Raw genomic sequence first — 12,693 nt, 5'->3', positions numbered from 1 at the left:
CAGATGTCTTGTGAACCGACCGTCCTACATTCTCTCTTTCGTCCTCGCCTGCTGGTCCGCGCGGCGCGCCTCGGCGTCGATGAATACAACAGAAACAAGTGCTTGCGACGCATCCTGAAAGTATCAGATGCGCCCGGACATGCCCGCGCCCTGAGCGCCCTGATCCTGCTCGAGTCAGAGATCGAAGCCGCCCGTCAGGCCCGTCATGGTGCCTATTCCTATGCCCGTCATGTCGAGATTCTGATCGCCATTCTGGCCGAATCCCGGCTGTTGCGGTTGTCCACCGAGGGGTGTGGATAAATCTGAGGAAAACCTGTGCATGGCGTAGATGCGGAGCCTGATTGCACTCAACCAGCGGTTAACGATTGGCAGCGCGCGCGCCGGATCGCCTTAGCTGAACGCGTCCTGTTCCGCCGCTTTCCGCTCCGCCACGAAGGCCTCAAGAGCCGTCAGGATCGCCGGGTCCAGCGGTGGGGCGACGTAGTCGGACAGAAGCTTGCGCACGCGGGCGCGCGCCAGATCGGCCGTATCCCGCGCGCCCTCCTCCTCCCATGTCTCGTAGGGTTTGTAATCCAGCACGTCGGAGCGCCAGAACGCATCGCGGTAATGCGCCTGCGTATGCGCACAGCCAAGGTAATGCCCGCCCGGTCCCACCTCCCGCATCGCGTCGAGCGCTTGCCCGCCCTCGTCCACCGGCAGCGCCCGCGCCATGCGGTGCAAAATGCCTAACTGGTCGTCATCCATGACGAATTTCTCGAAACTCGCGACCAAACCGCCCTCCAGCCAGCCTGCGGCATGGAGCATGAAGTTCACCCCGGCCAGCAATCCGGCATTGAGGGAATTTGCGCTTTCATAGCCGGCCTGCGCATCCGGCAGTTTAGCCCCGCAAAACGCCCCGGCAGAGCGATACGGCACGCCGAGCCGCCGCGCCAGTTGCCCCGCGCCATAGGTGACCTGGGCGGCTTCGGGCGTGCCAAAGGTCGGCGCACCGCTGTTCATATCGATCGAGGTGACGAATGTGCCAAAGATCACCGGCGCGCCGGGGCGGATCAATTGCGCATAGGCGATCCCCGCCATGCATTCGGCCAACACCTGTGTCAGCGTGCCGACGACGCTGACCGGGGCCATCGCTCCGCCCACGATGAACGGCGATATGATCGTTGCCTGATTCGCCCCCGCGTAGATCTCCAGCGCCCCCATCATCGTCGCGTCGAAACTAAGCGGCGAGTTGATGTTGATGAGCGAGGTCATCACCGTCCGCCCCGCCAATCCGCCAAACAGGATCTCCGCCATTGCCACGCTGTCGCGCGCCCGCGCCGGATCGGTGACGGAGCCCATGAATGGTTTGTCCGACAGCGTCATATGGGCCAGCAACATGTCCAGATGGCGTTTGTTCACCGGCACATCCGTCGGCTCGCACAGGGTGCCGCCTGAATGGTGCAGATTGGGCGACATATAGGCGAGCTTCACGAAATCACGGAAATCTTGCAGCGTGGCGTAGCGGCGCACACCGTCCAGATCACGCACGAAGGGCGGGCCATATACCGGCGCCAGCACCAGATCGCGCCCGCCGATCTCAACGCTGCGCGCCGGGTTGCGGGCCTGCTGGGTAAAGCGCGCAGGCGCCGTGGCGCACAGATTGCGGGCAAGTCCAGGAGGCAGCCGCACCCGATCCCCGTCAATCCGCGCGCCCGCATCGGCCCAGCGGGCGAGCGCCTGCGGATTGTCCGTGAATCTGACGCCGATCTCCTCCAGCACGGTTTCGGCGTTGGCCTCGATCAGATCCAGCGTAGCCGCAGGCAGCAGGTCCAGATCGGGGATCTCCCGATGGATCGGCGGTGCGGGTCGCAGCTTCGGAGCCATCCGTTCGGCCCGGCGGGCCGCGCCGCCGCCGCCACGGCTACGGCGCGCCCGTCCACCAGAGGGATCTGCGCTGTCGCTCATCTCGGGCCTCCGCCGCTGGTTGTCCGTTCAGCATGACCAAGCGGGCGGCACCTGTGAAGCATGAATTCGGCCCGAGATGACGCGCGCCGCGCTCAGACCTGCGGCGGCTGCCCGTTCGAGGCCGATAGCCCGCCATCCACCGGCAGGTTCACCCCGTTGACGAACCGCGCGTCGTCCGAGGCAAGGAACGCGATGACATCCGCGATGTCTTCGGGCTCCGCCGGGCGACCAAGCGGGATGCGCTCTTCGAATTTGGCGATCAGGTCGTCGTTGTCGAGCATCCCTTGGGTCAGTTCGGTCTTGGTCAGTGACGGGTTCACCGCGTTGACCCGCACGCCACTGTTGCGGGCGTCGAGCGCGAGCGCGCGGGTCATGTTCGTCACCCCGCCCTTGGCCGCGTTATAGGCGAACATGCCCCAATCGCCGCCCAGTCCGGAAACCGATGAAGTCATCACTACATTGCCACGCGATTGTTTCAGCGCGGGCCACGCCGCCTTGGTCAATTGATAGACGCCGGTCAGATCGGTATCGATCACCTTGTTCCAGCCGTCGTGATCCACCTCCTCCAGCGTGCCCATGACGGCGGTGCCAGCGTTGTTGATCAGCACGTCGATCGCCCCGTGTTCGCCGGTCGCATCCGCTACGATGCGGCGCACGTCCGTGGGTTTGCTGACATCGGCGGCGATGCACATGCTGCGTGGAATATCGGCGGCGACGGCGTGCAGATCGTCCTTCGAGCGGGCGACCAGCACGACCTTGGCGCCTTCGGCCCCAAAGCGGCGCGCGGTGGCGGCACCGATGCCGGAGGACGCGCCAGTGACGATCACGACCTTGCCTTCGAAACGTTTCATGCGGGAACTCCTTTGGTAGTGTCGGGGCCTTCCGGCCCCGTCCTGCCCACAACGTATGCGTCCCGCACACGTTCCGACCGGATTTCGCGCAGAGCGCTTTCCCGCGTCTTGCGCAGCGGCGCGACCCGCAATATCAGACGCGCATGGATATTCCCGCGCAACACGACCGCCTGCTCATCATCGATTTCGGCTCTCAGGTGACGCAGCTCATTGCGCGTCGTCTGCGGGAACTCGATGTCTATTGTGAAATTCACCCGTTCCAGAACGTCACCGACGACTTCTTGCGCGATTTCGCGCCGAAGGCGGTGATCTTCTCGGGCGGTCCGGCCTCCGTGCTGGACGAGGCAAGCCCCCGGCCCCCGGCCTCGGTCTTTGATCTCGGGGTGCCGATCCTTGGCATCTGCTATGGCCAGCAGGTCATGATGCACATGTTGGGCGGCACCGTCGAGCGGGGCCACGGCACGGCCGAATTCGGACGTGCCTACGTCACCCCGTCGGACGACCGGATCGACGTGCTGAACGGCTGGTTCCTCGACACGCGCGAGCAGGTCTGGATGAGCCACGGCGATCATGTCAGCGCCATCGCGCCCGGATTTCAGGTCTATGGCACCTCGCCCAATGCGCCCTTCGCGATCACCGCGGATCTGGAGCGCAATTTCTTTGCCGTGCAGTTCCACCCCGAAGTGCACCACACGCCCAATGGCCGCACGCTGTACGAAAACTTCGTGAAGCTCGCCGGGTTCAAGGGCGACTGGACGATGGAGGCCTATAAGGACGAGGCCATCCGCAAGATCCGCGAACAGGTGGGCGACGGCAAGGTGATCTGCGCGCTCTCCGGTGGCGTCGACAGCTCCGTCGCGGCGATCCTGATCCACGAGGCCATCGGCGAACAGCTGACCTGCGTTTTCGTCGATCACGGTCTGATGCGCCTGAACGAGGCCGAAGAAGTCGTCGGCATGTTCCGGGAGCATTATAACCTGCCGCTGATCCATGCCGACGAATCCGAACTGTTCCTCGGCAAGCTTGACGGCGTCTCCGACCCGGAAACCAAGCGCAAGATCATCGGCGGTCTGTTCATCGAGGTGTTCGAGAAGCACGCCAAGGAAATTGGCGGTGCGGATTTCCTCGCCCAAGGCACACTTTACCCCGATGTGATCGAAAGCGTAAGCTTTTCCGGCGGGCCGTCGGTCACGATCAAAAGCCACCACAATGTCGGCGGCCTGCCCGAACGGATGAACATGCAGCTGGTCGAGCCGCTGCGCGAACTGTTCAAGGACGAGGTCCGCGAACTGGGGCGCGAGCTGGGCCTGCCCGACAGCTTTATCGGGCGCCATCCCTTCCCCGGACCCGGCCTTGCCATTCGCTGTCCCGGCGAAATCACCCGCGAGAAGCTGGAAATCCTGCGCAAGGCCGATGCCGTTTACATCGACCAGATCCGCAAGCATGGCCTATACGATGAGATCTGGCAGGCCTTTGTCGCGATCCTGCCGGTGCGCACCGTGGGCGTGATGGGCGATGGCCGCACCTATGACTTCGCCTGTGCGCTGCGCGCGGTCACCAGCGTGGACGGCATGACCGCCGATTACTTCCCCTTCAGCCACGACTTCCTCGGTGAAACCGCCACGCGGATCATCAACGAGGTCAAGGGGATCAACCGCGTCACCTATGACATCACCTCGAAACCTCCGGGAACGATCGAATGGGAATGAAGACGATGGCGCGCCGCCGCAGTTCGCGCCTTCTGGAATGGTTCGGCGTCGGCACGGCGATTTTCTATTCGCTGCTGGTCGCGTCGAACACCGGATCCGAATTCGCAGGCTTCACGCTGCTGCTGATCTCATCGGTATCGATTGGGCTCTGGGCGTGGCTGGGCGGGCATAAGGGCATCCTTGTGTTGCAGTTTTTCTATGCCTTTGCGGGCATCGTGGGGATGCTGCGCTGGTTCTGACGCATCACGCCCCGACGAAAGGCAGATGACATGACAGGTGACACGCGCGCGGATCACGATCAGGCCGGCCCCGCCCCCGATGCCGGGGCCGATCGCCCTGCCCCCGGCACCCCGCCCCATGTCACCTATTTCTTCGACACCGCATTTGCGCCCTGCACGCTGGTGTCGTTGTTGTCCGTGCTGCGACGGACCCCCGGCCCGATCCGCGTGACACTGCATCCGACCGAAGACCCCGGCACGATGGCGCGGGATCTGGAGATCTATGGCGCGGCATTCCCGCAGGCGGATCTACGGCTGGAGCCGGTCGACCTTGCGCCTTTCCGGCATCTCAAACGCGGGCGGCTGCCCTTGGCCGCGCGGTCGCGCCTGTTGTTGCCGGAAATTCACCGGGGCCGGGTGATTTATCTCGACGGGGATGTGATCGCCCGGCGCGATCTGAACGCGCTGTGGCAAACGGATCTACAGGGCCGGGCCATCGGGGCCTGCCTTGCGCCCGGTGTGCAAGTCATGCTGGCCAAGGCCCGCACAAGCCGCGCCGCCAGTGCCCGCAAAGCCGCCGACAAAACGCTGGCCCGCGGGCGGAAGCTCGACGGGATCGACATGCATGGCTACTTCAATTCCGGGGTGATGCTGCTCGACCTTGACCGCATCCGCGCCCGTGGGCTGGCCGAACCGATGCGCGATATCGAGGCCACGGCGCGCTATACCTCCCGCGATCAGGATTGGCTGAACATGGTGTTCCGCGACGACCGGCTGATCCTGCCACCGGAATGGAACAGCGGCTGGGGGGATCCGAAAACGGGCAAATCCTATGTGCCCGCCGAGCTGCGCGATAGGTTTAAGGTCAGTCGAGAAGATCCTGCAATCATTCATTTTACCGGGTTTGAAAAGCCGTGGCAGGCGGCTTCGGCCCCGTGGCGCTGGCATCTGGTGCATCAGCCGTTGCAGCGACGTTTGCGCGCCCGCTACTGGGATGAATACCAAACGATGAAGCGCGCGGCGGAGGCCCTGCTGGGCCGCAGCCTGCATACGGAGGCCGCGGCATGATGCGGCTCACTGGCACGCTCACCTGTCTGACGCCCGAAGATATCGCGCTGGTCGAGGCACATCTGCCCGACCATCTGCGCCTGACCCGCGCCGAGCCGGGATGCCTGTCATTCCACGTTGCCCCGCGCCCTGACGCCCCGCAGATCTACGAGGTGACGGAGCTTTTCCGCGATGCCGCCGCATTTGAGGCGCATCAGGCCCGCACCCGCGCGTCGGACTGGTTCAGCGCCACCAAACACCTGCCCCGCGACTTCACCAGGACCGAGGTCAAGGGATGAGCCCCCCAGCGTAAGCCGCTGAATTTCTGTAAATATGCGGAGGATTTGGGCGCTACGGCCCCGCCGCGCCGCTTGCCCCACCGGACCGGCGCGGGCATAGTTGCGGCACGCGCCCGCAGCGGCGTAACCTTACCCTTATCTTGCAGCCGCGCGCATGTCCCTTATCCCGTTTCGTCAGATCATGCAGGCGCTGTCCAGCCTGCGCCGCCCCGGCTCGGCCCGGGCGCTGCTGCTGACCGCGACCGTGCCGCTGATCGTGACCGTCGCGGGGCTGTCCGTTCTGGTCGCGGTAGAAGCGCGCCGCCTGTCGGAGCGGGAGATCGCGGAGCTTGAAACCCAGCTTATCGAGGCCAAGAAGCGCGAGCTGAAAAATTACCTCGCGCTGGCCCGCACCGCGATTGCGCGGGATTACAATCCCGCCCTCCCCGATGATCGCGCGGCCCAAGAGCGGGTCAAACAGACGCTCGCCGCGATGGTCTACGGCAGTGACGGGTTCATCTTTGTCTACGACTACACCGGCACCAACCTTGTCGCGCCGCGCGAAACCCGGCTCATCAACCGTAACTGGGCCGGTCTGCGCGACATCGAAGAAACGCCGGTGGTGGACGAATTGATCGACCTTGCCCGCGCAGGCGGCGGCTATCACAGCTATCTGTGGACCAAGCCCAGCACCGGCGAGACGGAGCGCATGGTGTCCTACGTCATCGGTCTGCAGGATTGGCAATGGGCGGTCGGCACCGGCATTTTCATCGACGATGTGCTGGAGGCCGTCTCCGCCGCGCGGGCGGAGACCGAGCAGCGCATTCGCGCGACCTTTGGCTGGATCGCCGCCATCACCATCGGCGCGCTTTGGGCGGTGTTCCTTGTCGGCGTCGTCATCGTGATGCGGGATCGCCGGCGCGCGGATCGGAAGCTAAAAGCACTGACGCTGCGCATTTTCGACACGCAGGAGGAGGAGCGCGGCCGCGTCGCGCGGGAACTGCACGATTCGATTTCACAGATGTTGGTGGGTGTGCGCTACGCGCTGGAATTGGCGCGCAGGCGGCTGGCCTCGGGCGACGCGCGCGCCGCGGACAACCTTGATCGCGGGGTTGCGAACCTGTCCGCCGCGATCACCGAAGTGCGCCGGATCAGCCGCGATTTGCGCCCCTCGGTGCTGGACGATCTGGGTATCGGTCCCGCGCTTCAGGCGCTGACCGAGGAGTTCGAGCAGCGCACCGGCATTCACACCGAGTTTGAAACGGTCGTTTTCTCCAACCGGCTTGCACCCGAGGCCAAGACCGCGTTCTACCGTATCGCACAGGAAGCGCTCACCAATATCGAGCGTCACGCCGAGGCGACGGTGGTGAAGCTGTCGGTCTTTGGCCACAAGAAGGGCGCGACCATGCGGATCAGCGACAACGGCAAAGGCATGGAGGCCAGCGGCGGGCGCGGCGCGGGCAGCCGTGGCCTTGGGCTGCGCAACATGCATGAACGGCTTGAGCGGCTCGACGGGCGGTTGACCGTCACCAGCAGCGCCGAGGGCACGCTGATCGAAGCGACCGTGCCGCTGACCCGCCTGTTGGCGCCGGATACCGATAATGGCCGCCGCCGATCCCGTGCGCCGGGCACATCCGACACCGCATCGCCCATCCCCCCCGCCGAAGGACCCCGCCCATGACCGCCCCGCCGCCCCAGCCCGCCGCGCCCGTCCGGGTCATGATCGTCGATGACCATCCGATGGTCGCCGAGGGTATCGAGGCCATATTGGAAAGCTATGATGACATCACGGTCGTGGGCACGCTGTCTTCGGGGCAGGAGGCAATCGACCGGGTGGCGGAGCTGCGCCCCGATGTGATCCTGATGGATCTGAACATGCCGGGGGTGAACGGGCTTTCAGCGACGGAGATGATCCTTGAAACCTGTTGCGACACGCGAATTTTGATCCTGTCGATGCATGACACGCCGGAATATATCTCGACCGCGCTCAGCCACGGCGCGCGCGGCTATCTGCTCAAGGACGTCCCGACCGAAGAGATCAAGACCGCCATCGACCGCGTCATGGCCGGGGATCGCTACCTGTGCACCGGCACCCGTGCCGCGATCACCCCGCAGACCGCCGACGGGCGCGTGCCGCTGACCAACCGCGAACAGACGATCCTGCTGCAACTGGCTCTGGGCAAATCCAATCGCGAGGTGGCGGAGGTGCTGGATATCTCGGTGCGCACGGTCGAAACCCACCGCAAGAATATCAAGGCCAAGCTGGGCATCAGTTCCACCGCCGGGCTGACCCGCTACGCCTTGGAACACGGGGTGCTGCAGGGCACCGGGGTGCGGCTATGAGCCGGACCTACGATCACGTCATCATCGGCGCGGGCATGATGGGGGCCGCCGCTGCCCGGCATCTGGCGATGATGGCGCCCGGCGCGCGTAATCTGCTGATCGGCCCGGCGGAGCCTGCGATCCCCGCGCATCACACCGGCCCCTTCGCCAGCCATTATGACGCCGGGCGCATCACCCGTGGCATCGACCCAGATCCAGACTGGGCGCGGCTCGCGCAGCGATCCATGGCGCGCTATGGCGACATTGCTGCGGCAGGCGGCGTGGCGTTTCACCATCCCGTCGGCGCGATGCTGCCGGTCCGGACCGCAGCGACGGCTTCATTACGCGCACCGCCACCACGGCACATGCCAGCGGCATCGCGTGCCGGGAGTTGCGCGGCGGGGATCTGATGCAGATGGGCTACAGCTTCCCCGCTGGCACGGCGGCGGTGGTCGAGGCGGGCGATGCCGGGTTCATCGATCCGCGCGCCTTGGTCCGGGCGCAGATCACGGCGGCCACGCGCGCCGGTGTCGGCCATATCCCATCCGCCGTGCGGGGGATCGCGCAGCGCGACGGGCATATCCACCTGACGCTCGAGGGCGGTGATGGCGTGGTTGCGCGGCAGGTTTTGCTGGCGACCGGGGGCTATGCCGCGCTTGACGGGCTGCTGGACGTCGCGCCCCCTCTGACCGTCTATGCCCGCACCATCGCGATGGCGCATGTGTCGGAGGCGACCGCCCAGCGATTGCGCGCCCTGCCCGCGCTGATCTGGCGACCCGATCCGCCCGGGTTCTACGTCTATGTGGTGCCGCCCGCGCGCTATCCTGACGGTTCGCTGCGCATCAAGATCGGCGGCGACCCGGTGGACCGGCTGCTGCACGGTGCTGAGGCGGCAAATGACTGGTTTCGCGGCGGCGGCGCGGCGGAGGTTGCCGCGCAGCAGATCGACATCCTGCGGGGCCTCTTGCCGGATATGGAGATCGCGGCGATCAGCCATGGCGCCTGCATCATCAGCGATACGGCCAGCGGCCTGCCGATCATCGGGCGCGTGGCGCCGGGGATCTCGGTCCTGCTGGGCGGCAATGGCGCGGCGGCGAAAAGCAGCGATGAGATCGGACGCCTCGGCGCGGTGACTTTGACCGGCGGCTCGGCGGATGACGAAGGCTACGCGCGGAAGTTTGCGCCATGACCCCGATGGCCGTGACCATGCTGACGGGGGTTGTGACGTTTTCATCCCAAGCGCTATCTGGTTTGGTCGCGTCGGGACTGCCCCGACAGGAAGGAGCCCGCGCGTGAGCGACACCCCTGAATCCATCGACAAGCTGATTGGGCTGATGGCCCGGCTGCCCGGTCTTGGCCCCCGGTCCGCCCGCCGCGCGGTGCTGCATCTGGTCAAGAAGCGTGGTCAATTGCTGGCCCCCTTGGCCGAGGCCATGCAGGAGGTGGCGGACACCGCCCGCGAATGCATCAATTGCGGCAATGTCGGCACCAGCGAGATCTGCAGCATCTGTGCCTCGGAGAAACGCGCGACCGGGGAGCTGTGCGTGGTGGAGGATGTGGCCGATCTATGGGCGATGGAGCGCACCCGCGCGTTCAAGGGCCGGTATCATGTGCTGGGCGGGACGCTATCGGCGCTGGATGCGATCGGACCCGATGAGTTGCGCATCCCGCGTCTGCTGGACCGGCTTGGCGCGGAGCAGATCACCGAGGTCATTTTGGCGCTCAACGCGACCGTCGACGGACAGACCACGGCGCATTATCTGGCCGACGCGATGGAGGATCGGGGCGTCGCGGTGACGTCCCTTGCGCAGGGGGTGCCGATCGGGGGGGAACTCGATTACCTCGACGATGGCACCATCGGCGCGGCATTGCGGGCCCGTCGCGCGCTGGGATAGGCGCAGGGCCTATTTCGCCAGTTGCCGGTGCACGGTTTCGGTCAATTCGCTGAGCGAGAACGGCTTGGGCAGGAAGACCGAATTTTCGATCTGATCCTGCAAGCCCTCCAACACGCCTTCGGCATAGCCCGACACGAAAATCACCTTCACATCGGGGCGCTGTTCGCGCGCGCGGCGCACCCAGCTTGGCCCGTCGAGCCCGGGCATCACCACATCGGTGACAAAGACATCGACGCGCAGATCCTCGGCCTCCAGCATGTCCAGCGCGCGTTCGGCGCTGTCGGCCTCAAGCACCGTGTAGCCATTCATCCGCAGCGCGCGAGACGCAAAGGCCCGCACCGGGGCCTCATCCTCGACCAGCAGCACGACGCCGCCGGGGCTGGACAGGCGTTCGCGCCGCGGGCTGGGCAGCAGCGGCTGTTCCTGCGGAGCCAGCCGGGTATCCACCGGCAGCAGGATCGAAAATGTCGTGCCCGTGCCCGGTGTGCTGTCAACGAAAATATAGCCGCCGGTCTGTTTGACGATGCCATACACGGTGGACAGGCCCAGCCCCGTGCCCTCGCCCGGGCGTTTGGTGGTGAAGAACGGCTCGAAAATCTTGGGCAGTTTGTCAGGCGCGATGCCGGTGCCGTCATCGGCGACGGTCAACGAGACATAGCTCCCCGGCGGCACGCTGACACGGTCGCGGCTATAGGCGGTGTCGAGATCGCGCATCCGCGTCTCGATCCGGATTTCGCCGCCCTCCGGCATGGCGTCGCGGGCGTTGACGACAAGGTTCATCACCACCTGTTCCATCTGCCGTTTATCGGCGCGCACCGTCAGCAGCGCGGGATCATGCGCCACCCGCAAACGGACCCGTTCACCCACCAGCCGGTTGAGCAAATGCGCCAATTCCGACAGGCTGTCGCGCAGGTCGAGGATTTCCATCCGCAGGTTTTGCTTGCGCGAAAACGCCAGAAGCTGCCCCACCAGACTGGCGGCGCGATTGGCGTTCTGGGCGATCTGGCTTAGATCCGCGAAATCGGGATCGCCCTGATCGTGGCGCAGCAGCAGCAGATCGCAATGGCCGGAAATCGCGGTGAGCAAGTTGTTGAAATCATGTGCGACGCCCCCGGCAAGCTGTCCGATGGCCTGCATTTTCTGGCTTTGGACAAACTGCGCTTCGAGTGTCTTGAGCTCTGTCGCGTCGGCCAGCACCACGATCAGACCGACCGCACCGGAGGGGTGGGTGACACGGCTGAGAGTGACCTGCAAATACAGGTCGCGCTCCGGCTCGGTGCTGCGCAAAACCTCCGGATGACCGCTGCCGCGCCCGGTCAGCGCGTCGTCGATCCAGTCACCCACGGGGCGGCCCAGCCCCTCGACCAATGACACAAGCGGCGTGCCCGCAACCCCGCGCGCGCCCAGCAGATGGCGGGCCAACCGATTGACTGTCAGAACCACACCGCGCCCATCGGTGCGCAGCACGGCGACGGGCAGGGATTCCAGCGCATCCTCGGCCGGTTGGGTGGGGGCCGCGTCAGCGTCATCCGGCGTGCGGTCGGCGCGGGCATCAGCGGGCAGCAGATAGATTTCGCGGGTGCCATCGGGCGCGGCCACATCCCAAAGCCGGACCGGACGCGGGCCGGTCGCGGTGGCGATGATCGGGTCGGCGTCCCCGGTGGTGACGGTATCGAGAAGCGCATCAAGCCGCGCGGGTGGCGTGCCGATGAGCCGACGCGCCGGGCCATTCAGCGCAATGATGTCGCCTTTGGCCGAAACGGTCAGCATGGGCAGGCTGCGGGATGGCCCCTGCCCCTCCACGCCCGATCCGGCCTGCGCCGCGCGGGTGATGCGCCAGTGATAGCCTGTTCCCTCCACACGATGCACGGAGACGGAAAGCGTGCCGGTGGCACTGTCCAGATCGGCCTGCGCCGTGCCGCGTGCCTCCACCTGCGACAGCAGTCGCGTCAGCGTTGGACCGGCGGCGGCGCAGCGGGTGTCGAGCATATCGAGAAGCGCAGGCGGCGCGGGCGCGGTCTCGGGCAGGGCGAACAGATCGCGGGCAGCCGGGTTCATGGCCAGCACCGCCCCATCGGGATCGCTGACCAGCACCGACTCTGGATCGTCCTTGATGAGCCGGGCGAGTGCCGCGCAGTGCCGTTGTCGGCTGCGCCGGTCCAGCGCCCACGCGATGGCAATCAATCCGGTCAGCGCGAGCAGCGTCAGCCCCGCGACCAGCAGCATAAGCCGCAAGGCAGGTAGATGCACCACGGTCGACAGCGCAAGCACCGCCACACCGGGAAGCAGCAGCACCCAAGCCCGCCTTGAAACAAGGACCGCGCTGCGCAACATGGGATGCGGTGACAGGGCCTGATGCGACACCTGTTCCCTCCTCGACAGGACCAATCCCCTTCTGCCTCGCATGAAATAGGTTAACCGCAGGTTAA

11 protein-coding genes and 1 pseudogene are annotated in these 12,693 nt (G+C 65.7%); 9 read left to right on the top strand and 3 right to left on the bottom strand.

Features of this window, described 5'->3' with window-relative positions; all coding sequences use genetic code 11:
• The first annotated feature begins 3 nt into the window (after window positions 1-3).
• The gene (locus tag CBW24_RS08880; protein WP_097373379.1) at window positions 4-300 is read left to right on the top strand and encodes a DUF6477 family protein; all 297 of its coding nucleotides are present in this window, start codon (window positions 4-6) and stop codon (window positions 298-300) included.
• A gap of 90 nt (window positions 301-390) precedes the next feature.
• On the opposite strand, the gene CBW24_RS08875 is transcribed toward CBW24_RS08880, so the two are convergent.
• Window positions 391-1,944 carry a trimethylamine methyltransferase family protein gene (locus CBW24_RS08875; protein ID WP_097373378.1) on the bottom strand — a complete coding sequence of 518 codons (1,554 nt, stop codon included), beginning with the start codon at window positions 1,942-1,944 and terminating at the stop codon, window positions 391-393.
• A gap of 92 nt (window positions 1,945-2,036) precedes the next feature.
• Window positions 2,037-2,795 (bottom strand): meso-2,3-butanediol dehydrogenase, encoded by a 759-nt coding sequence (locus CBW24_RS08870; protein ID WP_088663787.1) that lies wholly within the window; start codon window positions 2,793-2,795, stop codon window positions 2,037-2,039.
• Between the two features lie 143 nt (window positions 2,796-2,938).
• Between CBW24_RS08870 and guaA the strand changes: the two genes are divergently transcribed.
• From guaA to recR, 8 genes and pseudogenes are all read left to right on the top strand, one after another.
• Complete coding sequence (gene guaA / locus CBW24_RS08865; RefSeq protein WP_097373377.1) at window positions 2,939-4,504, top strand: glutamine-hydrolyzing GMP synthase; 1,566 nt, start codon at window positions 2,939-2,941, stop codon at window positions 4,502-4,504.
• A complete protein-coding gene (locus CBW24_RS08860) occupies window positions 4,495-4,743 on the top strand; it encodes a hypothetical protein (protein WP_198405160.1) in 249 nt (82 codons plus the stop codon). The genes guaA and CBW24_RS08860 overlap by 10 nt, the downstream gene beginning before the upstream one ends.
• A 30-nt stretch (window positions 4,744-4,773) precedes the next feature.
• On the top strand, window positions 4,774-5,790 hold the full coding sequence (locus tag CBW24_RS08855) for a glycosyltransferase family 8 protein (protein ID WP_097373376.1): 1,017 nt from the start codon (window positions 4,774-4,776) through the stop codon (window positions 5,788-5,790).
• Window positions 5,787-6,068 (top strand): putative quinol monooxygenase, encoded by a 282-nt coding sequence (locus CBW24_RS08850; protein ID WP_097373375.1) that lies wholly within the window; start codon window positions 5,787-5,789, stop codon window positions 6,066-6,068. Before CBW24_RS08855 ends, CBW24_RS08850 begins: the two co-directional genes overlap by 4 nt.
• 181 nt (window positions 6,069-6,249) lie before the next feature.
• Window positions 6,250-7,728 (top strand): cache domain-containing protein, encoded by a 1,479-nt coding sequence (locus CBW24_RS08845; RefSeq protein ID WP_097374180.1) that lies wholly within the window; start codon window positions 6,250-6,252, stop codon window positions 7,726-7,728.
• Entirely contained in the window at window positions 7,725-8,390 is a 666-nt protein-coding gene (locus CBW24_RS08840; RefSeq protein ID WP_088663792.1) for a response regulator transcription factor, read from the top strand. The genes CBW24_RS08845 and CBW24_RS08840 overlap by 4 nt, the downstream gene beginning before the upstream one ends.
• Window positions 8,387-9,558 (top strand): annotated as a pseudogene (locus CBW24_RS08830) (NAD(P)/FAD-dependent oxidoreductase). The gene CBW24_RS08840 and the pseudogene CBW24_RS08830 overlap by 4 nt, the downstream one beginning before the upstream one ends.
• 103 nt (window positions 9,559-9,661) lie before the next feature.
• Entirely contained in the window at window positions 9,662-10,264 is a 603-nt protein-coding gene (gene recR / locus CBW24_RS08825) for a recombination mediator RecR (RefSeq protein WP_198405159.1), read from the top strand.
• Between the two features lie 9 nt (window positions 10,265-10,273).
• On the opposite strand, the gene CBW24_RS08820 is transcribed toward recR, so the two are convergent.
• Window positions 10,274-12,598: an ATP-binding protein gene (locus CBW24_RS08820; protein ID WP_097374179.1), complete on the bottom strand. Its 2,325-nt coding sequence runs from the start codon at window positions 12,596-12,598 to the stop codon at window positions 10,274-10,276.
• Window positions 12,599-12,693 lie beyond the last annotated feature (95 nt).

The sequence above is a fragment of the Pacificitalea manganoxidans genome (assembly GCF_002504165.1).
GTDB lineage: Bacteria > Pseudomonadota > Alphaproteobacteria > Rhodobacterales > Rhodobacteraceae > Pacificitalea > Pacificitalea manganoxidans.
The sequence above is the reverse complement of the archived record's forward strand: the minus strand, read 5'-3'. Positions and strand labels throughout refer to the sequence as shown.

Coding starts and splice junctions, on each gene's coding strand:
- CBW24_RS08880 (WP_097373379.1), top strand. CDS start 4: ATGTCTTGTGAACCGACCGTCCTACATTCTCTCTTTCGTCCTCGCCTG.
- CBW24_RS08875 (WP_097373378.1), bottom strand. CDS start 1,944: ATGAGCGACAGCGCAGATCCCTCTGGTGGACGGGCGCGCCGTAGCCGT.
- CBW24_RS08870 (WP_088663787.1), bottom strand. CDS start 2,795: ATGAAACGTTTCGAAGGCAAGGTCGTGATCGTCACTGGCGCGTCCTCC.
- guaA (WP_097373377.1), top strand. CDS start 2,939: ATGGATATTCCCGCGCAACACGACCGCCTGCTCATCATCGATTTCGGC.
- CBW24_RS08860 (WP_198405160.1), top strand. CDS start 4,495: ATGGGAATGAAGACGATGGCGCGCCGCCGCAGTTCGCGCCTTCTGGAA.
- CBW24_RS08855 (WP_097373376.1), top strand. CDS start 4,774: ATGACAGGTGACACGCGCGCGGATCACGATCAGGCCGGCCCCGCCCCC.
- CBW24_RS08850 (WP_097373375.1), top strand. CDS start 5,787: ATGATGCGGCTCACTGGCACGCTCACCTGTCTGACGCCCGAAGATATC.
- CBW24_RS08845 (WP_097374180.1), top strand. CDS start 6,250: ATGCAGGCGCTGTCCAGCCTGCGCCGCCCCGGCTCGGCCCGGGCGCTG.
- CBW24_RS08840 (WP_088663792.1), top strand. CDS start 7,725: ATGACCGCCCCGCCGCCCCAGCCCGCCGCGCCCGTCCGGGTCATGATC.
- CBW24_RS08820 (WP_097374179.1), bottom strand. CDS start 12,598: ATGTTGCGCAGCGCGGTCCTTGTTTCAAGGCGGGCTTGGGTGCTGCTG.